Annotated in this window: 21 protein-coding genes; 8 read left to right on the top strand and 13 right to left on the bottom strand. The window is 50.0% G+C overall.

Annotated features, from left to right (window positions below; translation table 11 throughout):
- Nucleotides 1-69: 69 nt before the first annotated feature.
- From rpsA to gyrA, 5 genes are all read right to left on the bottom strand, one after another.
- The gene (gene rpsA, locus BGK46_RS09640) at nucleotides 70-1,740 is read right to left on the bottom strand and encodes a 30S ribosomal protein S1 (protein ID WP_069588938.1); all 1,671 of its coding nucleotides are present in this window, start codon (nucleotides 1,738-1,740) and stop codon (nucleotides 70-72) included.
- Between the two features lie 102 nt (nucleotides 1,741-1,842).
- Complete coding sequence (gene cmk / locus BGK46_RS09635) at nucleotides 1,843-2,526, bottom strand: (d)CMP kinase (protein ID WP_069588873.1); 684 nt, start codon at nucleotides 2,524-2,526, stop codon at nucleotides 1,843-1,845.
- A gap of 158 nt (nucleotides 2,527-2,684) precedes the next feature.
- Complete coding sequence (gene aroA / locus BGK46_RS09630) at nucleotides 2,685-3,968, bottom strand: 3-phosphoshikimate 1-carboxyvinyltransferase (RefSeq protein WP_069588871.1); 1,284 nt, start codon at nucleotides 3,966-3,968, stop codon at nucleotides 2,685-2,687.
- A 141-nt stretch (nucleotides 3,969-4,109) separates the two neighbouring features.
- Nucleotides 4,110-5,192: a 3-phosphoserine/phosphohydroxythreonine transaminase gene (serC, locus tag BGK46_RS09625; RefSeq protein ID WP_069588869.1), complete on the bottom strand. Its 1,083-nt coding sequence runs from the start codon at nucleotides 5,190-5,192 to the stop codon at nucleotides 4,110-4,112.
- 182 nt (nucleotides 5,193-5,374) lie between these two features.
- Complete coding sequence (gene gyrA, locus BGK46_RS09620; RefSeq protein ID WP_069588867.1) at nucleotides 5,375-8,044, bottom strand: DNA topoisomerase (ATP-hydrolyzing) subunit A; 2,670 nt, start codon at nucleotides 8,042-8,044, stop codon at nucleotides 5,375-5,377.
- 685 nt (nucleotides 8,045-8,729) lie between these two features.
- Between gyrA and ubiG the strand changes: the two genes are divergently transcribed.
- The 5 genes from ubiG to yfaE all read left to right on the top strand — a co-directional run bounded on the left by ubiG (nucleotide 8,730) and on the right by yfaE (nucleotide 14,275).
- Nucleotides 8,730-9,443 carry a bifunctional 2-polyprenyl-6-hydroxyphenol methylase/3-demethylubiquinol 3-O-methyltransferase UbiG gene (ubiG, locus tag BGK46_RS09615; protein WP_069588865.1) on the top strand — a complete coding sequence of 238 codons (714 nt, stop codon included), beginning with the start codon at nucleotides 8,730-8,732 and terminating at the stop codon, nucleotides 9,441-9,443.
- A 16-nt stretch (nucleotides 9,444-9,459) separates the two neighbouring features.
- Nucleotides 9,460-10,119, top strand: a complete 660-nt coding sequence (gene gph, locus BGK46_RS09610) for a phosphoglycolate phosphatase (RefSeq protein ID WP_069588863.1) — start codon at nucleotides 9,460-9,462, stop codon at nucleotides 10,117-10,119.
- Nucleotides 10,120-10,516: 397 nt separating this feature from the next.
- Nucleotides 10,517-12,802 (top strand): class 1a ribonucleoside-diphosphate reductase subunit alpha, encoded by a 2,286-nt coding sequence (gene nrdA, locus BGK46_RS09605; RefSeq protein ID WP_069588856.1) that lies wholly within the window; start codon nucleotides 10,517-10,519, stop codon nucleotides 12,800-12,802.
- 55 nt (nucleotides 12,803-12,857) lie between these two features.
- Entirely contained in the window at nucleotides 12,858-13,991 is a 1,134-nt protein-coding gene (gene nrdB / locus BGK46_RS09600) for a class Ia ribonucleoside-diphosphate reductase subunit beta (protein WP_069588853.1), read from the top strand.
- Nucleotides 13,988-14,275 (top strand): class I ribonucleotide reductase maintenance protein YfaE, encoded by a 288-nt coding sequence (gene yfaE, locus BGK46_RS09595; protein WP_069588850.1) that lies wholly within the window; start codon nucleotides 13,988-13,990, stop codon nucleotides 14,273-14,275. Before nrdB ends, yfaE begins: the two co-directional genes overlap by 4 nt.
- 50 nt (nucleotides 14,276-14,325) lie before the next feature.
- Here yfaE and BGK46_RS09590 read toward each other — a convergent pair whose 3' ends face one another.
- Nucleotides 14,326-15,579, bottom strand: a complete 1,254-nt coding sequence (locus BGK46_RS09590; RefSeq protein WP_254659680.1) for a CinA family nicotinamide mononucleotide deamidase-related protein — start codon at nucleotides 15,577-15,579, stop codon at nucleotides 14,326-14,328.
- A gap of 225 nt (nucleotides 15,580-15,804) precedes the next feature.
- On the opposite strand from BGK46_RS09590, the gene tyrP reads away from it, so the two are divergent.
- A complete protein-coding gene (gene tyrP, locus BGK46_RS09585; RefSeq protein WP_069588848.1) occupies nucleotides 15,805-16,977 on the top strand; it encodes a tyrosine transporter TyrP in 1,173 nt (390 codons plus the stop codon).
- Nucleotides 16,978-17,063: 86 nt separating this feature from the next.
- On the opposite strand, the gene BGK46_RS09580 is transcribed toward tyrP, so the two are convergent.
- From BGK46_RS09580 to cysB, 3 genes are all read right to left on the bottom strand, one after another.
- The gene (locus tag BGK46_RS09580) at nucleotides 17,064-17,789 is read right to left on the bottom strand and encodes a sulfite exporter TauE/SafE family protein (RefSeq protein ID WP_069588846.1); all 726 of its coding nucleotides are present in this window, start codon (nucleotides 17,787-17,789) and stop codon (nucleotides 17,064-17,066) included.
- A gap of 142 nt (nucleotides 17,790-17,931) precedes the next feature.
- A complete protein-coding gene (locus BGK46_RS09575) occupies nucleotides 17,932-19,131 on the bottom strand; it encodes a methyltransferase (RefSeq protein ID WP_069588844.1) in 1,200 nt (399 codons plus the stop codon).
- Between the two features lie 88 nt (nucleotides 19,132-19,219).
- Nucleotides 19,220-20,194, bottom strand: coding sequence for an HTH-type transcriptional regulator CysB (cysB, locus tag BGK46_RS09570; RefSeq protein ID WP_069588842.1), 975 nt, complete (start codon nucleotides 20,192-20,194; stop codon nucleotides 19,220-19,222).
- Between the two features lie 387 nt (nucleotides 20,195-20,581).
- On the opposite strand from cysB, the gene BGK46_RS09565 reads away from it, so the two are divergent.
- The gene (locus BGK46_RS09565; RefSeq protein WP_069588840.1) at nucleotides 20,582-21,340 is read left to right on the top strand and encodes a DNA repair protein; all 759 of its coding nucleotides are present in this window, start codon (nucleotides 20,582-20,584) and stop codon (nucleotides 21,338-21,340) included.
- A 78-nt stretch (nucleotides 21,341-21,418) separates the two neighbouring features.
- On the opposite strand, the gene BGK46_RS09560 is transcribed toward BGK46_RS09565, so the two are convergent.
- From BGK46_RS09560 to BGK46_RS09550, 3 genes are all read right to left on the bottom strand, one after another.
- Complete coding sequence (locus BGK46_RS09560) at nucleotides 21,419-21,880, bottom strand: low molecular weight protein-tyrosine-phosphatase (protein ID WP_139130763.1); 462 nt, start codon at nucleotides 21,878-21,880, stop codon at nucleotides 21,419-21,421.
- Between the two features lie 76 nt (nucleotides 21,881-21,956).
- On the bottom strand, nucleotides 21,957-22,262 hold the full coding sequence (locus BGK46_RS09555) for a Dabb family protein (protein WP_069588837.1): 306 nt from the start codon (nucleotides 22,260-22,262) through the stop codon (nucleotides 21,957-21,959).
- Between the two features lie 10 nt (nucleotides 22,263-22,272).
- Nucleotides 22,273-23,037 carry a dienelactone hydrolase family protein gene (locus BGK46_RS09550; RefSeq protein ID WP_240531869.1) on the bottom strand — a complete coding sequence of 255 codons (765 nt, stop codon included), beginning with the start codon at nucleotides 23,035-23,037 and terminating at the stop codon, nucleotides 22,273-22,275.
- An 87-nt stretch (nucleotides 23,038-23,124) separates the two neighbouring features.
- Between BGK46_RS09550 and cobO the strand changes: the two genes are divergently transcribed.
- Complete coding sequence (gene cobO / locus BGK46_RS09545) at nucleotides 23,125-23,715, top strand: cob(I)yrinic acid a,c-diamide adenosyltransferase (protein WP_069588836.1); 591 nt, start codon at nucleotides 23,125-23,127, stop codon at nucleotides 23,713-23,715.
- 63 nt (nucleotides 23,716-23,778) lie between these two features.
- Here cobO and BGK46_RS09540 read toward each other — a convergent pair whose 3' ends face one another.
- Nucleotides 23,779-24,837 carry a metal-dependent hydrolase gene (locus tag BGK46_RS09540; RefSeq protein ID WP_069588835.1) on the bottom strand — a complete coding sequence of 353 codons (1,059 nt, stop codon included), beginning with the start codon at nucleotides 24,835-24,837 and terminating at the stop codon, nucleotides 23,779-23,781.
- Nucleotide 24,838 lies beyond the last annotated feature (1 nt).

The following is a 24,838-nucleotide window of genomic DNA, read 5'->3' as shown; positions in this document are numbered from 1 at the left end:
CACCCCGCTTTAGTATGTTTCTCAACAGTATAAATGCAGAGAGGGAAAATTTCCCCCTCTTATTGTGCATTATTCGCTCTTCGCTGCTTTGAACGCGTCAGCCATAGCGTTACCGAACGCGCCTTCTTCGGCTTTGTTCAGGCTAGCCATTGCTTCTTGCTCGTCAGCTTCGTCTTTCAGACGTACAGACAGGTTCAGAACGCGGTTCTTACGGTCAACACCGGTGAACTTCGCTTCAACACTGTCACCAACAGCAAGTACTTGAGTCGCGTCTTCAACACGATCACGAGCCGCTTCAGAAGCGCGCAGGTAACCTTCAACACCTTCTGCTAGCTCAACAGTTGCGCCTTTCGCGTCAACAGCAGTCACTGTACCGTTAACGATAGCACCTTTTTTGTTGGCTGCCAGATAGTTGTTGAATGGGTCTTCTTCCATTTGCTTGATGCCCAGTGAGATACGCTCACGCTCAGCATCAACCTGAAGAACCACTGCAGAGATCTCGTCACCTTTCTTGTATTCGCGAACGGCTTCTTCGCCAGCCACGTTCCAAGAGATGTCAGACAGGTGAACCAGACCGTCGATGCCGCCGTCTAGACCGATGAAGATACCGAAGTCAGTGATTGACTTGATCTTACCAGTTACACGATCGCCTTTGTTCTGAGTTTCAGCGAATTGCTGCCATGGGTTGGCTTTACACTGTTTCAGACCTAGGCTGATGCGACGACGCTCTTCGTCGATGTCCAGAACCATAACTTCAACTTCGTCACCCACGTTAACCACTTTAGATGGGTGGATGTTTTTGTTGGTCCAGTCCATTTCAGACACGTGTACCAGACCTTCAACGCCTTCTTCGATTTCAACGAAGCAGCCGTAGTCAGTTAGGTTGGTTACGCGACCAGTCAACTTGTGACCTTCTGGGTAACGGTTAGCAATTGCTACCCATGGATCTTCACCCAGTTGCTTCAGGCCTAGTGATACGCGAGTGCGCTCACGGTCAAACTTCAGAACTTTAACGTTGATTTCGTCACCAACATTAACGATTTCTGATGGGTGCTTAACGCGCTTCCACGCCATGTCAGTGATGTGAAGCAGGCCGTCAACGCCGCCCAGATCAACGAACGCACCGTAGTCAGTCAGGTTCTTAACGATACCTTTAACTTCCATGCCTTCTTGCAGAGAAGCTAGCAGCTCGTCACGCTCAACGCTGTTTTCTGACTCGATAACCGCACGACGAGAAACAACAACGTTGTTGCGCTTCTGGTCAAGCTTGATTACTTTGAACTCGAGCTCTTTGCCTTCCAGGTGAGAAGTGTCACGTACTGGACGAACGTCAACCAGTGAACCCGGTAGGAACGCACGGATGCCGTTCAGTTCTACGGTGAAACCACCTTTCACTTTACCGTTGATGATACCCATCACGGTTTCAGCTTCTTCGTACGCTTTCTCTAGCTGGATCCAAGCTTCGTGACGCTTAGCTTTCTCACGAGAAAGCTGAGTTTCACCGAAACCGTCTTCCACTGCGTCCAGGGCTACGTCTACTTGACCGCCAACTTCAATTTCAAGTTCGCCAGCAGCGTTCTTGAATTGGTCAGCTGGGATAGCAGATTCAGATTTCAGGCCTGCGTCAACCAGAACGAAACCGTTCTCGATAGCAACAACAGTACCCTTAACAATAGAACCTGGGCGAGTTTCGATTTCTTTTAGAGACTCTTCAAAGAGTTGAGCAAAAGATTCAGTCATTATATTTAAATCTTCAATTTGATAAACGTCCACGGGTATCCTACCGCATGGGGTTGTTAAATATGTTAGCCATCATCCTTGCAGCTAACGGTTATAGACTGCTTATGCAGCCGATAATTTGCTTTCAATAAACGCCAGCGCTTGCTCGATCACCTCGTCAATTGACAGTGAGGTTGAATCTAGCACCAATGCATCTGGCGCGGGGCGTAATGGTGCCACCGCTCGGTTGCGGTCACGGTCATCACGCTCTTGAATTTCACTTAAAAGGCGGTCAAAGGTAACATTAACCCCCTTTTCTTGCAACTGCTGCTGACGGCGGCGGGCACGCTCTTGTGCACTGGCATCTAAGAATATTTTCACTTCGGCCTGCGGAAAGACCACGGTGCCCATATCACGGCCATCGGCAATCAATCCCGGCTCGCCGGCAAACGCGCGTTGACGACGCAACAGTGCTTCACGCACACGTGGTAACGCGGCAACTTTTGACGCCTGATTCCCGACTTGTTCGGTACGTAGCGTCGCGGAAACGTCTTCGCCTTCCAGAATCACTTTTACCAGCTCACCTTCGGCGATGAACTGTACATCTAGGTTAGCAGCCAATGGCACTAATGCATCTTCTGAGGTGGTGTCCACATCATGGTGAATCGCAGCCAATGCCAATACACGGTATATCGCGCCAGAATCCAACAAATGCCACTGCAGTTTTTCTGCCAGTCGCATACATAAGGTTCCTTTTCCAGCACCACTTGGGCCATCTACTGTAATAACAGGCGCCTGTGTCGGCATAAATCTCTCCACATTTGGTTGAGTGCGTCGACGTTGCGCTATCCAAGCGCCCTCATACAAAGGGAAGCAACGCCGATAAATCGGCGCTTATTATAGAAGAAAGCGAGGAGGAAATCACCGCCACCGTCAGTTTATCCGTACGTATGGCGGTGGGATATTCAAGACTGACTAATGGCCGCGAGTTTTTCAAAGTAGTCTGGGAACGTTTTTGACGTACAACCCGGGTCATTAATGGTAACTGGCGTGTCGCTCAACGCCACCAGCGAGAAGCACATCGCCATCCGATGATCGTCATAGGTATCGATCGCCGCATGAGTGAGCTGCTGAGGCGGTTCAATGTACAGGTAGTCATCTCCCTCTTCGACCACCGCCCCCACTTTTTTCAACTCGGTTGCCATCGCATGCAAGCGGTCGGTTTCTTTTACTCGCCAATTGTAAACGTTACGAATACGCGTGGGACCTTTGGCAAACAGCGCCGCTACCCCAATAGTCATGGCCGCGTCAGGGATGTGGTTGAAGTCCATGTCCACACCATGAAGCTTTCCTTTGCGTGCAATGACGTAATCATCACCCCACTCGATGTCAGCGCCCATTGCCGCTAACGCATCGGCAAATTGGATGTCACCTTGCACACTATGACGACCAATACCGGTGACCTTCACGGCACCGCCTTTAATGGCCGCGGCCGCGAGGAAGTAAGAAGCTGATGACGCATCGCCTTCTACCATCAGATGGCCTGGCGATTGATAGCGTTGCCCCGCCGGAACCACAAACCGCTGATAGTTATCGTTATGTACCTCGACGCCAAACTGGGCCATGATCGCCAAGGTAATATCAATGTAGGGTTTCGATACCAAGTCGCCTTTAATGGTGATCCGCGTTTCTTCACGAGCTAACGGCGCGGCCATCAACAGGGCGGTTAAGAATTGGCTAGAAATACTGCCATCGATACTGACATCGCCGCCAGCGAGACCCGTGCCTTTAATATGTAATGGTGGGTAGCCTTCGCTCTCTAGGTAGCGAACCTCTGCCCCTATGGCATTGAGTGCCTCAACAAGGTGGCCAATGGGACGCTCTTTCATACGCGGCTCACCGGTTAGAGTGATCTCGCCTTCACCCAAACACAGCGCGGCCGTTAATGGGCGCATGGCCGTACCCGCATTGCCTAAAAACAGCTCCAGTGGCGCTTGGGTATGAAAGGCTTGTCCCAACCCTTCCACAACACACTCAGTGCGATCGTCAGACAGCTGATAAGACACGCCTAAGTCAGTAAATGCATTGAGCATATGACGCACATCGTCACTGTTGAGCAGGTTGGTTAAGCGCGTCGTGCCGGATGCTAGCGCGGCCAGCAGTAAAGCGCGATTAGATACACTCTTTGAGCCGGGAAGGTTAATGTGACCATCGATATGAGAGATCGGGGAAAGTGTCAGTTGCTCCATTCTGGTTTAATTTCCGTGATGCTTTGTGCAACCAGAGTAACCAAAATACAAGCCATCTCACAATTATTATTTTTATCAAAGTAGAAACAAAAACGTCCCAAACGCAAAAAGCGGCTGGGACGCAAACCGTTTTACACCGCGTTAGGCGTATTTTTTCTCAAACTTCACCATGAAGTCGACTAATGCCTGAACCCCTTCAAGGGACATTGCATTATAGATTGACGCGCGCATTCCTCCGACATCTCGATGCCCTTTCAGCGCATGCAATCCATGCTCCATCGCTTCGGCGAGGAAGGTGTCGTCCAGCTCACTGTTAGCGAGTTGGAAAGGCACATTCATCAGTGAGCGATTATCTGGGTGAACATCGTTGCGATAGAAAGAAGATTTATCGATGCAATCGTACAACAGCGCCGCTTTTTGCTGATTGTGCGCATAAATAGCCTCAACGCCCCCTCTCTTTTTCAGCCATTTAAAGACTTCTGCTGCCAGGTACCAAGCAAAGGTGGGTGGTGTATTGAACATGGATTCTTTATCGGCCAAGACTTTGTAGTTCAGTATACTCGGCAACACATCTTTAGCAAGGTGTAATAAATCATCACGCACAATCACCAAGGTCAGCCCCGCCGGACCGATATTCTTCTGCGCCCCCGCATAGATCACGCCGTACTTGGACACATCTATCGGGCGAGAGAGAATGTTCGATGACATATCTGCCACGATGGGTTTGTTGGTTTCCGGCAGATCCGTGATTTCAATCCCATCAATGGTTTCATTGGGGCAAAAATGCACATATGCGGCATCATCACTTAGCAACCACTCGTTTGCCGGCAGGATAGCGCGTTTACCATCACGCTCGCGAGTCACATTGATCACATTGGGAGTGCAGTAGCGCTTGGCCTCTTTGACGGCACTCGTCGCCCAGTAACCGCCATCGACATAGTCAGCAATGGTGTTGTTACCCAGTAAGTTCATGGGTACCGCCGCAAACTGAGCGCGTGCGCCACCTTGGCAAAAGAGAATGTGATAATTGTCTGGGATCACCAGTAGTTCACGTAAATCTTGCTCTGATTGACGAGCAATGGCTAAAAACTCTTTGCTGCGATGAGAAATTTCCATCACCGAGGTGCCAAGACCGTTCCAATTGGTGAATTCTTTTTGTGCTTTTAGCATTACCTCGCGGGGAAGCATCGCGGGTCCGGCAGAAAAATTGTATACCTTGTCCATGTTGTGGAGGGGCTCCTGCTGTTTTTTATCTGCAAGACGTATCTCGCGTTATGACGAAGATACATCGTTGAAAGGCGTAGCTATTGATTTAACACGTTTGCATAGTCTTTGGAAATATAGCGCGTAAAAAAGGGCGCAGATCACTGCACCCTTTTATTGTTTTATGATTGCAACACGAGGACTTAAGCGTCTTGATCGCTATCCGTCTCACTCGGTGTGTCATCATTGTCCTCAGAGCTGCTCTCAGAGGCTGGTGCGTCACTGGTTGCATTGGCATTTGCCGCCGCTTCGTTAGCCAGTGCTTCCATTTCCTCTTCATCCGGCTCTTCGATACGCTGAAGACCAACCACTTTTTCATCATCACTGACGCGGATCAGTCGTACGCCTTGGGTATTACGGCCCACTTGGCTGACTTCTTCCGCGCGGGTACGTACCAGGGTACCGGCATTGGTGATTAACATCAGTTCATCACCGGTGCATACCTGGATGGCACCGACAACGTCACCATTACGCTCAGAGACTTTAATCGAGACCACACCCTTGGTCGCACGGCTCTTCGTTGGATACTCTTCCAGCGCCGTGCGTTTACCAAAGCCGTTCTCCGTCACCGTCAAGATGTCACCATCCGACTGCGGCACAATCAGGGAAACGACTTGGTCTTTCTCTGCGAGCTGAATCCCGCGGACACCTGCCGCGGTACGGCCCATTGCTCGTACTGTCTCGTTAGACGCTACAAAGCGCACCACTTTACCGAATTGTGAGAACAGCATGACTTCGCTGTTATCATCAGTCAGCTGCGCGCCAATAAGACTATCACCTTCACGTAGGTTCACGGCAATAATGCCCGCGCTGCGTGGACGGCTAAAGTCAGTCAGCGGGGTTTTCTTCACTGTGCCGTGCGCAGTGGCCATGAAGACGTATTTGTCTTCTGCATATTCACGAACCGGCAGAATAGTGGTGATCCGCTCGTCGTCTTCCAATGGCAGCAAGTTGACGATCGGTTTACCGCGTGCGTTACGCGACGCATGTGGCAGTTGATACACTTTCAACCAGTACATGCGGCCACGTGTTGAGAAGCACAAGATAGTGTCGTGCGTATTTGCTACCAACAGACGCTCAATGAAATCTTCATCTTTCATGCGCGTGGCTGATTTACCTTTACCACCGCGACGCTGCGCTTCATAGTCACTCAAGGCTTGATATTTCACATATCCCTCGTGTGACCATGTCACGATGACATCTTCTTCGTTGATCAGATCTTCGATATCAATGTCAGCGCTTGCCGCCGTGATCTCGGTCAAGCGCTTATCGCCATAACTATCACGAATCGCCTCAAGCTCTTCGCGGATCACTTCCATCAAACGCTCGGTGCTGGCCAAGATATGCATTAATTCAGCAATTTGTTCCAGCAGCGATTTGTATTCATCAAGGATCTTGTCGTGCTCGAGCCCAGTCAGCTTATGCAAACGCAAATCCAGAATCGCTTGCGCTTGTTGCTCAGTCAGATAGTAGGAACCGTCATCACGTGCACCAAACTCAGGCGCTAACCACTCAGGGCGAGCAGAATCAACACCCGCCGCTTCCAACATGGCAGACACGCCACCTAAGCTCCAGCCTTGTGCTTGTAGCTCTTGTTTGGCAACTGCTGGGGTCGGCGCTCGGCGAATAAGCTCGATCACTTCATCGATGTTAGCCAGTGCAACCGCTAGACCTTCAAGGATGTGTGCACGCTCACGCGCTTTGCGTAATTCATACACAGTACGACGAGTGACCACTTCACGGCGGTGATTGACAAAACACTCCAACATCCCTTTGAGGTTGAAGAGTTTTGGCTGGTTGTTATCCAGCGCCACCATGTTGATACCAAACGACGTTTGCAACTGAGTCTGGGCATACAGGTTGTTGAGAACGACTTCTGCCACCGCGTCGCGGCGACATTCGATCACAATCCGCATCCCGTCTTTATCTGACTCGTCACGCAGCGCTGAAATGCCTTCAATTTTCTTATCTTTGACAAGCTCAGCAATCTTTTCAATCAGGCGCGCTTTGTTAACTTGATACGGGATCTCATTGACAACAATGGTTTCTTTACCATGTTTATCCGCTTCGATCTCCGCCTTCGCACGTAGATAGATTTTGCCTCGACCGGTCTTATAAGCATCTTCGATGCCTTTACGGCCGTTGATCATCGCCGCGGTCGGGAAATCAGGACCCGGAATGTGCTCCATCAGCTCATCGATGGTGATATCTTCGTTATCGATATACGCCAGACAGCCGTTGATCACTTCGGTGATGTTATGAGGTGGGATGTTGGTTGCCATCCCCACCGCGATACCAGAAGCGCCATTCACTAACAAGTTAGGCACGCGCGTCGGTAAAACATCAGGGATTTGCTCCGTACCGTCATAGTTAGGTACGTAGTCCACTGTTTCTTTATCTAGATCCGCGAGGAGCTCATGGGCAATTTTTGCCATGCGCACTTCGGTGTAACGCATCGCCGCGGCCGAGTCACCATCAATGGAGCCAAAGTTACCTTGGCCATCCACCAACATATAACGCAGTGAGAAAGGCTGCGCCATACGAACAATAGTGTCGTAAACCGCGCTATCACCGTGTGGGTGGTATTTACCGATTACGTCACCGACCACACGGGCCGATTTTTTATATGGCTTGTTCCAGTCGTTGCCAAGTACATTCATCGCGAATAAAACGCGGCGGTGTACTGGCTTTAGGCCATCACGCACGTCAGGAAGAGCTCGGCCAACAATGACAGACATTGCATAGTCGAGATACGAGCTTTTCAGCTCCTCTTCGATATTGACTGGCGTGATCTCTTTAGCAAGATCGCTCATGGAGCCAACATCCCTCAAATAATGTTTGCGTATTCAAATACGTGACCACGGAGGATAACACAAAGCCACTCGCTAGACACGTGAATATGGCTAAGATGTATCATAGATCTCGTTAGAAAAGCCTCTCAACGCGTCTATGCGGGTAAAAACCCATCACTTCCGTGTCTGGCTATCAAGAATTAAAAATAAAAGCCCAGAAACGTCCTCAGCGCTTATTTACTTTTTCTATTTACCGTATAGCAGCGTCATCTTCACCCTTTATCGCTTCCTGTTTGCTGTCATTTCAGCCATCTTGGCCCATACTTAAATCGTGAGAACGCGTGACATACGACGCGTAGAAAGGATTGTTGTCGACACGTTCGACTAAGGAGTAAGCAGCATGCTGACTCGTATCGTGAATGCTATCGGAATGTGCTTGATTGCCGGTAAATACATGTTAGCGTGCATCATTGCTGTCAGTGCAATGATGACTGCAACCTTGTAACCACTATCACGCGGCCGGGCTGGCGAGCCGCGTTTATCGCTCACCGACACTTGGCGGGACCACTAAACTCGCTTATCCTGCAGCGCCCTTTTGCGTGCCCAATACCACCAATTACACTTCCTTTGTTCCACGCGTTCCCGAGCTGCAACGACACAGCATTTGGGTATATAATGCAGCAAAACCAATAAGGAAGCTGTATTTATGAGCCACGTAGCTAACGTTGACCCGGCAGAAATTCAAAAGTTTGAAGACATGGCATCACGCTGGTGGGATTTGGAAGGTGAGTTTAAACCCCTCCACCAAATCAACCCGCTACGCTTGCAGTACGTGATAGAAAAAGCCGGCGGCCTATTTGGTAAAAAGGTGTTAGACGTTGGCTGCGGCGGAGGCATTCTTGCCGAAAGTATGGCTCGCGAAGGCGCCGAGGTCACGGGACTAGATATGGGCAAAGAGCCACTGACCGTTGCGCGCTTGCATGCGCTCGAATCCGGTATTGACGTACAATACATTCAGTCGACCGCTGAAGAACACGCTGACAGCTATGCCGGCCAGTACGATGTGGTGACCTGCATGGAGATGCTAGAACACGTGCCAGAACCTGCCTCAGTGATCCAGGCGTGTGCGAACATGGTCAAACCTGGCGGTCATGTTTTCTTTTCGACGCTCAACCGCAATACCAAGTCGTGGCTATTTGCCATCGTGGGCGCCGAGCACCTGCTCAAACTGGTACCGAAAGGCACTCACGACCATCATAAGTTTATTCGTCCCTCTGAACTGATGGCGATGGTCGATACCACAGCCCTCCAAGCGCGTGGTATGACCGGCTTACACTACAACCCATTAACCGGCATCTATAAGTTATCCAACGCCAATGTCGACGTGAATTATTTGCTCCACACCGTCAACCCCGCGTAAAGAGTTGAGGCATTGTATGACCACCCCCGCAACGGTTTTGTTTGATCTCGATGGCACGCTACTAGATACCGCACCGGATATGGGCATGGCGGCGAACCGCGTGCTCGCAGAGTACAATTTACCACCTCTTAGCCAAGAGCAAATCTATCGTCATACCAGTTATGGTGCGCGCGGCCTACTGACCGCAGGATTTGGTGAAAAGGCCAAAGAGCAAGATCCCATCGCCTTGCGGGCCCGTTTTCTGCATCATTACGGCCAAGCGATTTGTTCGGGGACGACTTTGTACGAAGGTATCGAAACGCTCCTCGATCTGTTAGAGCATCAGGCCATCCCGTGGGGCATTGTCACCAATAAACCTGAAGGGCTCACCCATCAGCTGTTAACCTTTTTTCCACGCCTGCAGCAGGCACAGGTTATTGTCGGGGCTGACACTTACGCGCACGCCAAGCCTCACCCATTGCCGCTTCTCGAGGCAGCGAAAACGCTTAATTGTGCACCAGAGCACTGCTTCTATGTCGGAGATATTGAAAATGACATGTTAGCCGCGCGTGCGGCCAATATGGGTGCCGCGGTCGCCGCGTGGGGATACACAGGTGGTGATGATGTAATCAGTAAATGGGAAGCAGATCATATTTTCGCCACCCCACACCATCTCAGTGCCTTTATTGGATCCTAATCACACCCCACAAACCGTGGGGTTTGTTGCCTTTTCAATCAGTTAAATCGGATCACTGTTCGAGCCCAAGATCAATCAAAATAAATTTTTTTTCTTGGCCTTTTTACTGTTTCAATGATTGAAATTCTCGCTAATCTTGGCGCACTTGGAACGCTAGGTTGGTGATTACTAACTTGCGTTATAACATCCCCAAGATATCCACACCTCATCAGCGTGTCGCTCTCTTGCAATATCGCGGTTATATCACTATCTTGTAACGCATCGACAAGCCGACCCCTATATATAGTGTATGAGCGACGCAACGTCCGCATAGAGGCCGACCAAAAAATCATCAGGCATTTTATAAAATCTTGCGAAAATAGCAGTTTGGCAAGGAAATATTGGGAAAGCACACAAAATGAACCAAGAAATAACCGTACTTAAGCGTGATGGACGCAAAGAAAATTTAAACCTCGATAAAATCCATCGCGTTGTTACTTGGGCTGCAGAAGGCCTCACCAACGTCTCCGTTTCTCTCGTCGAGATGCGCTCTCACATCCAGTTTTACGATGGCATGCGTACTGAAGACATTCATGAGACGATCATCAAAGCTGCAGCGGACCTGATTTCGGAAGAAAGCCCAGACTATCAATACCTTGCTGCTCGCCTCGCGGTGTTCCACCTGCGCAAAAAAGCGTACGGACAATTCGAGCCGCCCACGCTCGTGAAGCATGTGAAAAACATGGTTGAGAAGGGTAAATATGATGCCCACATTCTCGAAGACTACAGCGAAGACGAGCTCGACACCCTAGACAGCTATATCGACCACTGGCGCGACATGAACTTCTCATACGCAGCCGTTAAACAGCTGGAAGGCAAGTACTTGGTTCAAAACCGTGTTACCGGTGAAATCTACGAGAGCGCCCAGTTCCTGTATATGATGGTTGCTGCGTGCTTGTTCGCTGCCTATCCAAAAGAAACGCGCCTTGATTATATCCGTCGTTTCTATGATGCGGTTTCTCAGTTCAAGATCTCATTGCCTACGCCAATTATGTCTGGGGTACGCACACCAACGCGCCAGTTTAGCTCGTGTGTACTGATAGAGTGCGACGATAGCCTAGACTCGATCAACGCGACCTCTAGCGCCATTGTTCGCTACGTATCTCAGCGCGCGGGGATTGGTATCAATGCCGGCCGTATCCGCGCGTTGGGTAGCCCAATTCGTGGAGGTGAAGCTTTCCATACGGGTTGTATTCCATTTTATAAATATTTCCAAACTGCTGTTAAATGCTGTTCGCAAGGCGGTGTGCGCGGTGGTGCAGCCACCTTGTTCTACCCTATTTGGCACCGTGAAGTTGAATCCCTGCTGGTATTGAAAAATAACCGTGGTGTGGAAGAAAACCGTGTTCGTCACATGGATTACGGCGTGCAAATCAACAAACTGATGTACACCCGCCTACTAAAAGGTGGCAACATCTCCTTGTTCTCGCCGTCTGATGTACCGGGACTGTATGATGCTTTCTTCGAAGACCAAGAGAAGTTTGAGCGTCTTTACACCCAATATGAAGCGGATGCCTCTATTCAGCGTGAAACGGTCAAAGCTGTCGATCTTTTCTCTTTGATGATGCAAGAGCGCGCGTCAACCGGTCGTATCTATATCCAAAACGTGGATCACTGTAATACGCACAGCCCATTCGATGCGTCTGTGGCACCAATTCGCCAGTCTAACCTGTGTTTGGAAATTGCGCTGCCGACCAAGCCACTCAACAATGTTGAAGACGAAAACGGTGAAATTGCGCTGTGTACCCTCTCTGCATTTAACTTGGGTGCGCTGGAGTCACTGGACGAGCTTAGCGAGTTGGCCGATCTGACCATCCGTGCGCTGGATGCCCTGCTTGATTACCAAGACTACCCGCTACCGGCAGCACGTAAAGCGACCATGAACCGCCGTACCTTGGGTGTTGGTGTGATCAACTTTGCTTACTACCTAGCGAAACATGGTGTACGTTATTCCGATGGCAGCGCAAACGGTCTGACTCACCGTACCTTTGAAGCTATTCAGTATCACTTGCTTCGCGCCTCTGTTGAACTTGCAAAAGAAAAAGGCGCATGCCCAGCGTTTAACGAGACTACCTATTCGCAAGGTATTCTGCCAATTGATACCTACAAGAAAGATCTGGATGGTATCTGTGACGAGCCTCTGCACTTAGATTGGGAGACGCTGCGTAAAGACATTCAAACGCATGGCTTACGTAACTCAACATTGACCGCCTTGATGCCATCAGAGACGTCATCACAAATCTCAAATGCCACCAATGGCATTGAGCCACCTCGTGGTTACGTATCGGTAAAAGCATCGAAGGACGGTATCCTCAAGCAGGTCGTGCCGGAATTCCATAAATACAAGAATAACTACGAGCTGCTCTGGAACATTGGTAGTAATGATGGCTACTTACAGTTAGTCGGTATCATGCAAAAATTCGTCGATCAGGCGATTTCCGCCAACACCAATTATGATCCGAGCCGTCATCAAAGTGGTAAAGTTCCAATGAACCAACTACTCAAAGACCTGCTCACCGCTTATAAACTCGGGGTTAAAACCCTGTACTATCACAACACCCGTGATGGTGCGAGCGATGGTCAATCGGATCTGAGTGCTGCGCAAGCAGAAGATGATTGTGCCGGCGGTGCATGTAAGATCTAACAAATTGGGGTAAGGGCCTGCCCTGCGGGCCCTTTTCTAGAGGTTAATAGGATTCATGACTTACAGTACGTTTTCTAAAGTCAACAACGACCCATTGAAAGAGCCAATGTTCTTTGGCCAATCGGTCAACGTGGCGCGTTACGACCAACAAAAATATGAAATTTTTGAAAAGCTGATCGAAAAACAGCTTTCTTTCTTTTGGCGCCCAGAAGAAGTTGACGTGTCAAGTGACCGCATTGATTACAACAAGTTACCCGAGCATGAGAAGCATATTTTCATCAGTAATTTGAAGTATCAAACGCTGCTCGATTCTATCCAAGGCCGTAGCCCGAATGTCGCCTTGCTTCCTCTGGTGTCAATTCCTGAGCTAGAAACTTGGATTGAGACGTGGAGTTTCTCAGAAACCATCCACTCACGCTCATACACCCACATTATCCGTAATATCGTTGCTGATCCGGCGATTGTATTCGATGATATTGTGATGAATGAGCACATCCAGAAGCGCGCCAACGACATTGCGCAGTACTATGACGACCTCATTCAAACCACTAACTACTATCACCAGTTAGGGGAAGGCACCCATACTATTAATGGCAAAACCATCAGCTTAAGCCTACGTGCGTTAAAACGTAAGCTGTACCTGTGCCTGATGTCAGTGAATGCACTCGAAGCGATTCGTTTCTACGTCAGCTTTGCTTGTTCATTCGCCTTTGCGGAGCGTGAACTGATGGAAGGCAACGCCAAAATCATCAAGTTTATTGCCCGTGATGAGGCGCTTCACCTTACAGGCACCCAGCACATGCTGAATATTCTGCGTAGCGGGCAGGACGATCCAGAAATGGCTGAGATTGCCAAAGAGTGCGAGCAAGAGTGTTTTGATCTCTTCAAAGACGCCGCTGAGCAAGAGAAAGACTGGGCAGAATACCTGTTCCGTGATGGCTCTATGATTGGCTTGAACAAAGACATTCTTTGCCAGTACGTCGAATACATCACCAACTTACGTATGTCGGCAGTCGGCCTTGCCCCTGCATACGATAACGCCACCCAAAACCCGATTCCGTGGATCAATGCGTGGTTATCTTCCGACAATGTGCAGGTTGCACCGCAAGAAGCCGAAATTAGCTCATACCTCGTGGGTCAAATCGATAACGAAGTGAGCGTTGAAGACTTTGGTGACTTCGAGCTATGACCCGAATCACGATTGAAGTGAACGGTATCAAGGTGGGTGGCAACACCCACCAAAGTTTGCTTGAACAACTTGAGCAAGCCGGTATTCAACCCGAATATCAATGCCGCAATGGCATGTGCGGCGCGTGCCGTTGTCAATTGCAACAAGGATCGGTCAAACAAGAAGACGCGATGGCATTTGTTCGTCCCGGCGAAATTCTTACTTGCCAAAGTACGCCACAGACCGATGTGTCAATTGAATTTGAATACCAGCCAGCAGCGAAAGCAAAAGTCGTTAATGAGTAGTGAGCCTACGCCCACTACTCCTCTCACCTTAGCGCCCAACAGGCACCGATTTAAGCAATCGTCTCAGCATCAATAAAAATGTCATCATGGCGCGCTAATGATGCGTAATCGGCAATCACCGGCTGCCCATGAAGATAACGCCTTAACATGTCCAGCAATACCGTCGCCATATAACAGCGCGCGTTGTCATGGGAGAAATGGCGTTTAAAGCTTAGTCGCTGTCCCCACTCTCCCTCGGGGGTGGAAATCGCCACGCAAATTTGTCCATGAAGCTCAGGGCCACATGCTAAACCAACTTGATGCTGGCCTTGTGCAATGGCCGCGCTGGCCATGGCTAATGAGGCAGCAAGCGGGTTGGCAACGGCTTGTTCGGGCACATGCGCATTTGACATGACCCAGCCTTGCTCGACCAAGTGTGCAGCTTGACCGTTTAACGTGCTAGCTAACCATCCGCCCGTAAATTGCTCCACCACCTTTAATACCGCACCTTGACGATTGAGATCGGCGGCCAGCGCTTGCACCATCGCTTGGTTGCAACTGACAACATGATCGCCAAGGCATGATTGCACCGCATCAATGAGCCGCACTTTATCGGGATGATCGTCAGCCATGAAGAGTTTCACTTCAATAAACGGCAGACTCGAGCGATAACCCAGCGTCACATCGTCAGGCAACGAAACAGATGCCATGGCATCGCTGATCCCCGATTCGGATAAGCCAAATGTGAACAAACGGTAACAAGAACGCGCACTGGGTGCATAGTTATGGCTTAATTCAGGCAGAATCTGCTGCTCTACCATGCAGAAAAATTCTGAAGGCACCCCAGGTGTAAAATAGAAGTGACAGCCATTTAAGTGGCAATAAAAGCCACAGGCAGTGCCATTGGGATTATCGATGAGGCGAGCGCCCTCAGGGAGCATGGCTTGTTTTAGGTTGCTTTGCGCCATAGGACGGCCATGACGCTCGTAGCGCTGCTTTAATTCATCCAGCCAGGTTTCATTGAGTGTCAGCTCTACGCCCATCGCCGACGCCATCGCTGCCGTGGTTAAATCATCGGTGGTTGGCCCTAACCCACCATTCACAATCACCACATCCTCGGTTTGAGATAGCCGAACAAGCTCAACCGCCATCTCATCGAGCTCATCCCCGACGGTGACCCGCCGAGACATCGCAAATCCATTTTCGTACAGCATGCGGGACAGCCAAGCCGCATTGGTATCTGTGATATCGCCAAGCAAAACTTCTTCACCGGTCGACAGCATCGCGATACGTGGCATGGGTGTTTTATGTTGTTGATTGTCCACCTAGCCGCTCCTTTTGATTAGTATCCTAGAGCATTGATTATGACATCACACGCCATTACGCACTAGCCCAAGCCAATCGTACACTTTATTTTACGGCGTCGTATCTGTATCATTACACTCATCAGTTTTTTAATCTGCATAAGCAGTGCACAATACGCATAAATTCACGTTATCTTTTGTGCGAACACAACAATTAACTTTTTATTTACACTGGTTAAACATTATATGAACAAGGTACTAGGAAGTTCGCTAATCATTGCAGGTACGACCATTGGCGCAGGCATGCTCGCGTTGCCGCTTGCCTCTGCAGGAATCGGGTTTGGCGCATCGATGGCGCTGATGGGTGTGATGTGGGCCTTGATGACCTACACCGCATTGTTGATGCTAGAAGTGCACCAATACGCCGACGCTGACGCCACCCTACACAGTCTCGCAAAACAATTTTTAGGGGATAAAGGCAAATGGCTGGCATCGTTCGCGATGCTGTTTCTTTTCTACTCGCTTTGCGCTGCTTACATTGCGGGCGGTGGTAGCCAGTTGAATGAGAAACTTGCACAGTGGTCCTCGATTCAACTCCCACCCGCAGCGGGCGCGGTGCTGTTTACCTTGGTGTTTGGATTGGTGGTGACATTAGGAACCAGCAAGGTAGATTTAATCAATCGTGGGCTATTCACGCTAAAAGTGGTGTTCTTGATCTTGGCTCTAACACTACTCACTCCCCATGTATCGAGCATTAATTTGGTCGAAATGCCGGTGGAGAAAGGCTTGATGGTTGCCGCACTCCCGGTCATCTTCACCTCGTTTGGCTTTCATGGCAGCATCCCTTCGATTGTACGTTATGTAGGGATTGATTTGCCCTCTTTGCGCAAGGTGATGATTATTGGTTCAACCTTACCCCTCGCCTTGTACATTTTTTGGCAGGTCGCGAGCTTGGGGAGCGTGGCACAGTCAATCTTGCTACAAAACGGTGAGTTGTCACAATTTGTGAAAGTCATTCAGGCAGTGGTGCAACAAGACTATATTGCCTCGAGCATTTCGCTGTTCGCAGACTTGGCACTCGCCACGTCATTCTTAGGCGTGAGTTTAGGGTTGTTTGACTTTATTTCAGACAGCTTTAAGCGTCAGGACACAGTCGGCGGTCGACTGCAAACAGCGGCAATCACTTACTTACCGCCGCTTGTTTTTGCGCTTTTCTATCCACAAGGCTTTATCACTGCCCTTGGCTATGCTGCCATCGCACTGGTTATTCTTGCGGTCGTGTTGCCGGTGCTAATGGTACGTAAGGCTCGCCAGACCGTCTCTACCGACAACCATTATCAGGTCATTGGCGGTAATTTAGGCCTGAGTTTGGCGATGGTCGGCGGTATCGCTGTGGTGGTTGCGCAATTTATGGCGTAAACCTCCCGCTCACCGTGCACTATCAAAACGCCCAGCTTTGGCTGGGCGTTGCTTATGGGCAATGACACGCCTATCGCTATGTGCCTCTACCCACCTAAAAGCCCTCTGACCAAGGTACTCACCCCTGCTAACGTACACAGTACCAACATAGCGCGCCGAACCAGTACAGGCTTCACCTTCGGCGCGACACGGTAGGCTAACCACGTTGCGAGTAAAACCGCGGGCACCGCGAATGCGGCTTGCTGAACATGCCACCAACTAAGATAGTCCGTCGCGCCCAGCGCAATCAAAGACAAGATACAGCTAATCACAAAGTAGCCGGCCAAGCAGGCACGCATCTTATTCACTTCCGCATGCTGTAATACCAGTGCCATCGGCGGCCCACCGATGCTGGTTGTGGTGCCCATGACCCCCGATGTAAACCCAGCAATAAAGAAGTTGAGGCGATTCGGTGCAATGTTGAGGCGTGCCATACTGGCAAACACTGCCAGTAAGACCGCCGTGCCAATGATGATTTCTAGCATTTGTGTCGTTACCACCAACATAATGGCGCCTGCTAGCATGGTGCCAGGCACACGCCCCAAGTACGCCCAGCTTAAATCACGAAAGGACAATTGGTGGCGATACTGCCACGCATTGATACTGGCGAGGGTCAGCCCCACCATTGAAATCGTGGTAGGGACCAATTTCGGATCAATCATAAGCAGCAGCGGCGCAGCGACAATCGCCATGCCAAAACCAATTAAACTTTGCACAAAACAGCCCAAGCCTAGGATCACGGCCACGGCAAATGACACGCTTAAATCTGCCATAGTAAAGCTTCTTTATATTAAGTTATTTGCGCGAAATTCTAGCGGCTAAGCGCACGCGATACTATCACTCATTAACAGATTGATTACTCAGGCGTGTCAATTCTACGTAACACGTAAGTAACGTGCTGGAGAAGCGCTTCCCTTAGCGACGCGTGGCATGAATAAGCAGGTTGCGTGGCGTTAAGCTCGGCGCACAAAACTGGACGAGATCGACGTGATAGTTATGTTGCTCAAGATACAGCACCCGATCGAGCGCTAGCCAAAGCTCTAAGGCTCGGCGGAACGCAGACTTCACGACATTGATTTGTTCCAAAATCACAAATCGCGCCTCTCCCCGAGCCAAATACGGCGAAAAGTCGGTATCGCTAGATACGGGTAAGCCTTTTTGCGCCGCGCCCCAATGACAAAACGCCTCAAAGCCATCATTCAGTTGCGACTTTTGAATCGCCGGCAGCGGTAAATACTGGTCAGACTGAAAAGCGTCACGCTGCCACTCATCAAACCCTAACCGGTATGTGACTTCTTGATAGCGCTGACGACGGACACGCTCACCACCGGTGGCCGCTTCTTGAACTGCGATTTTAAGATCGGTTTTGCTCAGGACAAATCCTGCTTGCTGCCCTGCATCTGACAAAGGTTGATACGTCTTACCCGTGATCAATTGATAACAACACGGTGATACACTGATCGCGTTAAGATCGGCCGCAACCGCTTGGCGCAATAGGTGCACATGCAGATCGCCACAAGCATGCAGCGCCAGGGCATGATCGCAGCGATGAATCACGGGTAATGCAGCATCACTAAAGGCATCTAGGTGATGAAACTGCATCGGCAACTGGTGCTGTTCAGCATAAGCTTGGCCTTGTTCACAAAGCGCCTGCTGCCACTCTAAACTGTCCACCCGCGCGGGTGTACTTGCCGCTACAGCCCGGCCTAAATATCCTTTCCCCGCACACCACTCTAGATATCGTTGCGTTGATGGTTGTGTGGGGACGGCGCTCAAATAAGCGCGGATTTGCGCCCACTTCCGCCCAGGGACGCCCACGCCAAGCCGCTCATCCATAGCCACTGCTGCCATCTTAGCCTCTGGGACATCCGTTAAGCGTGGAATCGCGGCCAACGCTGGCCACCAGTTCGCCAGTTGCTCTGCCACTTGGTTCGGCGCCGCCTTCCACTGCGCGGCCTGTGAAATGTCAAGCGTTGAAAGCCATTCACACAGTTCGGGACACGATGACCAAGGCAGACGCGCATGTGCCATCGGCATAGGTCGCCATAACCACTGATACTCCACCAGCAATTCGGTCAGTTGCTTAAATTGAACAAGATATAACGAGTTAGGCATCGGGCTGGCACCTTGATTGCTCGACAAATAGCGGCGTCACTGGGATCAAAAAGGGCTGCCGAAGCAGCCCTAATGGCAATCTATTATTTTATCGAATTGGCAGTGGAATGTCCTTAAACATTGCCTCAATTTCGTCGTTAGAGCGCAGTGCGACGGCTTGGTCAACAACGTTGCGCGTCAAATGAGGCGCGAAACGTTCGATAAAGTCGTACATATAGCTTCGTAAGAAGGTTCCTTTACGAAAGCCAATCTTGGTGGTGCTGGCGCCAAAGATATGGCTCGCATCAATCGCTACCAAATCGGTATCTGTATGACTGTCCATCGCCATACTGGCAATCACCCCGACTCCGAGCCCCAATTTCACGTAAGTTTTTATCACATCGGCATCGGTCGCGGTGAAGACAATTTTGGGGGTGAGATGGGCGCGATGAAAGGCTTCATCTAGCTCTGAGCGACCAGTAAAGCCAAACACATAGGTCACCAGTGAATAGGCCGCTAAATCTTCGATGGTGATCTGCTTTTTCTGCGCCAGTGGGTGATCTGGGGTAACGATAATTGAGCGATTCCAGTGGTAACAAGGTAGCATCACCAGATCTTCATAGAGGTGAAAGGCTTCCGTTGCAATCGCAAAGTCCGACGTCCCTTTAGCGACCGAGTCTGAGATTTGCGTGGGTGTGCCTTGGTGCATATGCAACGACACTTTCGGGAAACGCGCGGTGAAGGTTTTGATCACCTCAGGCAGCGCATAGCGCGCTTGGGTGTGCGTGGTTGAAATATTCAGGTTTCCCATCTCTGGGTGGGTGTGCTCGCTTGCCACCGCTTTAATGCTTTCAACCCGTGAGAGAATATCTTGCGAAATAGAGACAATCGCCTCACCTGCTGGTGTCACTTTGGTTAAGTGCTTACCGCTCCGCTCAAAAATCTGCACGCCCAGCTCATCTTCTAACAACCTGACTTGTTTACTGATCCCTGGCTGAGAGGTATATAAACTCTCTGCCGTCGCAGACACATTCAAGTTATGATTGACGACTTCAACGATGTATCTAAGCTGTTGTAGTTTCATAGTGCAGACGCATGAGCCTCGTAATAAAAGTGACCGCCTTGGGATTTCTCTTCTTCATTTATATACCCAAATTCGATTATTTAATAGGCTTTGGTTATATAAACGTTAGTGATTGCACATTCACTAATCGATCCTGTGCCTATGGTGTGAGAAGGATGGAATATTCCTGCGAGGAAAACCCAGAATCAAGCAATTAGAGTCGCGAATTCCACCAACATGGGCCACACTCAAACAAACTGACGCGAGATCGAACGTAAGTGAGGTTGAAACTCAGGTTAGAGACGGATCACTGAACCGTGTTAACACCTGTATTCATGCTATCTCTGACCTTAGAGATCGTGTATCTTAATCAGTTGAGTTTATTACAAGGAACATCGACGCTGAATTATGAATATTGCCTTGATAGCTGGCCTTTGTGTCATATTGCTCGGCCTGATTGTCGGCTACAACATTTTGGCTCAACAGCGCAAACAGATTGAATCGCATAAGCGTCAAGAAATGGCCAAACACATTGCGGTAATCGACGCTACCGAAGAGCTAATTGGTAACGCTCACAACCTGCCTTATAGCGGGACTTTGCTGGTTTGCTTGAACAAGAAGATCCTTGATTCACTTAAAGCGATGCATGAGATCGATAACTCAGATAAATCTATTCCGCAGCGTATCAGCGCCACGCAAGCGCAAATTGACCAAATTAAACAGAGTTTCTCGAACAAAGAATCGACATCTTTTCGTGTCCCAGATAGCGACCGCCAAGCCATTTCCATGCTGAAACTGGTAAAGCGCCTTCGCTCGGTGATTAAGGCAGAGCACTCAAAAGGCCGTTTACAAACCCAAGCCTTTGTGGCTGAAAATGCGCGCCTTGAGCAGATGCAGCTCAAAATCAATATTGAGAACGTGGTGAAACGCGCTAACGAAGCGAAGCGCAAAGGCCAGTTAGGAACGGCACAACAATTGTTGAAGAAAGCGATCGATGTATTGAGTACCAAAAACGACAATTACTCGGCGCAAATGAAAGAACGCCTTCAGCAAATGCACACTGAAGTGACACAAACACTCAACACTGGTCACGAAAAGAGCAAGTCCGATCAAGAGCAAGAGAAAAGCGAACTCGACGAACTCTTCGCACCAAAGAAAAAATGGTGATGGGCTCAAAGCGAATAATAGACTCAAAAAAGGCGCTTATCGCGCCTTTTTTATTGGCTTAACGCCGACATCTCCGGCTTAAGCGCTAATTTTGATATGGTCAAGCACCCCATCCGACGCTTCTTCCAGCAAATCCAAGACTTTTTCAAACCCCTGCGCGCCACCGTAGTAGGGATCGGGGATTTCCTGTTCTTCTCCCTCACTCCAACTTAAAAACAAAGAGAGCTTGGATTGATGCGCGTCCGGACACATCATTTGTAAGTCGGATAAGTTGCTCTGATCCGCCGCCAATATCATATCGTGTTTTGCAAAATCATCGGGCTGGATCTGTCGAGCACGAATACCTGCGAAGGAATACCCTCTCGCTTCTCCCGCTTTTTGACTACGTGGGTCGGGCGGATTACCTTGGTGGTATCCCGCCGTCCCTGCCGAGTCGATACGAACCGCCAGTCCTCTAGCCTCAGCACGTGCTCTTAGCACGGCTTCAGCTGTCGGTGAGCGACAGATATTGCCTAAACATACCACCAACACACTGGGTATCGTTGCCGCTTCCTTCATTCACTATTACTCCTTTTGCCTGCGAGCTCACAGTGTATCAGGCCGTCTATTTGCGCGACTAGCTTAGTGCCACCGTATAATCAATCACAATTAAATCCTCAATCACGGGACGAAACACTTCCTTTAACGCTTCGTGTGCAGGATGGGGCAAGTAGGTTTGTCGCGCCGTCTCATCACGAAAGGTCATTAAAATCACATGGCTGTAACCTTGGTTTTTCCCCTCTGGGCTATTGTTTTCGCCCCACTCCACAGACTCTACACCTTCAATGGTTGAGGGCATCGCCTCGAACGCATCACGGACAGCCTGAATCTGCGCATCGCGAGCATTGGGCACAAACCGTACTACCAGTACATGACGTATCATTTTAAATTCCTTATTGATTTGCCAAATCGACGCTCAATTGTTCGGAAAGGAACTGATTGAATGCTTGCCAAGACTGTTTGTCGGCTTGTTCGCGATAACGCTCCGAACCAAAGACAGTAAAGGCATGAGGCGCCCCAGCATACACTTGCGACCAGTAATCAAGATTGGCAGCTTCGAGTTCATTAATCAACTGCGCAAATTCACTCATGGGAACGGCTTTATCCGCACCACCGTGAGCAATAAAAAGTGGTGCAATATCTTGTGAATACGCCTGTCCACTTGGGGTTTCCAAGCCACCGTGAAAACTGGCATAACCACTGACTGGCATCTGCTGCGGATTGCGTGCCAGTTCGAGTGTCACTGTCCCACCAAAGCAATATCCTGCCACCACAGGCGCCTCAATCCCTTGCGACTTTGCCGCTTCCATGCCCGCTTGAATTAAGGTTTGCATCCGTGCTCTATCTTTATACAGCGCGCCTGTCGCCGCCCGCTTCGCCTCTAGCGTTTGAGGCCGGTTCCCTTTACCGAACATATCAAGCGCAAAAACACGATACCCCATTCCCGCCAACATGTCCGCTCGTTGCTGCTCATACTCAGTCAGCCCATCCCAGTCATGGATGATCACCACACTGCCCTTTTCAACCGAGCTAGGAGTCGCTAAATATCCGGAAAACATCTCATTGTCCCATTGATAATCGATCTGCTCTCCCGCCAATACCGGAAGTGAGAAAAGACATGTTACTGCCGCTAGACGTCGCATTGTTTGTTTCATCATTTCATCCTTGGTTGGTCTATGTATGGGTGGTGTTCAGTGCATGGTCTCTTTACTATAGACACAGGTTCATCGTTTATTGGAAATCAAATGTCTGAACAGGGTCATAAAAAACGCCAACAAAAGCTCAAAGAGATGGTTGATGCCCGCGTAGAAGCGGCTCAGCAAGAAAAAGGATTACTGCTGATAATGACGGGGAATGGAAAAGGCAAATCAACCTCTGCCTTTGGTACAGTAGCACGAGCAACGGGCCACGGGCTCAAATGCGGGGTGGCGCAGTTTATAAAGGGAACGTGGGCATGTGGCGAGCGCGATCTGCTATCGCAGCATGGCGTTGACTTTCACGTGATGGGCACCGGATTTACATGGGATACCCAAGACAAAACCGCGGATACGGAAGCCGCGCAGCAAATCTGGCAACACTGCCAAGCCATGCTGGCTGATCCAAACTACGACTTGGTCGTTCTTGATGAGATCACCTATATGATCACCTACGGTTATATTGAACTAGACAGCGTGGTCGCCGCATTACAGGCAAGGCCCGCCGACCAATCAGTGATTATCACCGGCCGAGGTGCCCACCGCCAGTTGGTAGATATGGCCGATACGGTCTCAGAAGTCCGTAACGTGAAGCATGCGTTTGATGCTGGGATCAAAGCGCGCCAAGGTATCGACTGGTAGTACTGGTTTTAACCATAAAAAATGGGCGAATACGCCCATTTTTAGTGATGCTGCTGCCCAACCTCAGGAGGCTGAACGGACCTTTGCCTGTTGTTCCTCATTCGGGTAGCAATCTTTTTGATTACACAACAAAGCATCAATCGACTGGTCGCCGAGTAAGCGCCGCCAGAGGGCAGGGATAGTGCGTGGCAAGACCGGCCCTGGCTCTAGCTGACGCGGGGGAACAGGGCGCCATTCTCCTTGGTCACTTTGCTCGGCAAGCAAAAACTGGAACGGCCGATAGTTCGCCATACCTAATCGCAAGTCTGTGACAACTTGCTGCCCCCCACGATTTTCATAGCGTAAAAAGTCCCGTGCAAAAAAGCGCAAGGCGGTCAATGATTCTGACTCCGCCAGTGGCCATCCTTGCTGCTCAAACGCCATCCAATCGATATCTGGTGTTTTATCCAATCGCGAGGCAAGCCCTTCCCAATAGGTCTGCTCCCCTCTTACCACAATACGCCAGAGCACCGTATTAAAGGGCGTAGGGGTAATAAACATAGGCTTTCCTGCCAGCTCAGTACCTTGGGTTTGTTGTGCCACGCGCGCTTTTATTTGCTCAAGCTGATACACAGAGCTCAATAAATAAAGACTCGAGACGATCAGTCCAATCACGCAGAGCCTTGCTGCGTTGGCTCTCCAAACTAGCGCCGCAAGCACACCGATCAGCAGTGGCAGCGTATACAAGGGGTCAATGATAAAGATACTGGCGACCGCAACAGGCGGCTTATCCAGCGGCCAAAAGAGTTGCGTGCCATACGCCGTCATAGAATCAAGCAATGGATGGGTAACCAACACACTGACCACCAGCAACATCAGCTGCCACAAAGGCCATGTTTTATCACTTAAGCGCCACCAGAGTGCCGCTATCGCGACACCCAAGGGTGGTAACACAAACAGTGAATGGCTAAAGCCCCGGTGGTTGACGGTATTCGCAACCGGATCGCCATAATCAATGACGACGTCGAGATCCGGTAAGGTTCCTAATAGTGCCCCCGCCAAGAGCACCTTAGGGCTACAGCGTCGGCCTGCGACCATACCCGCGACAGCCGCGCCCAAGGCAGCTTGTGTTACAGAATCCATA

The organism is Salinivibrio sp. SS2 (assembly GCF_001722075.1).
In the GTDB taxonomy this organism is placed as follows: domain Bacteria; phylum Pseudomonadota; class Gammaproteobacteria; order Enterobacterales; family Vibrionaceae; genus Salinivibrio; species Salinivibrio proteolyticus.
This window is presented reverse-complemented; position numbering and strand designations above follow the sequence as displayed.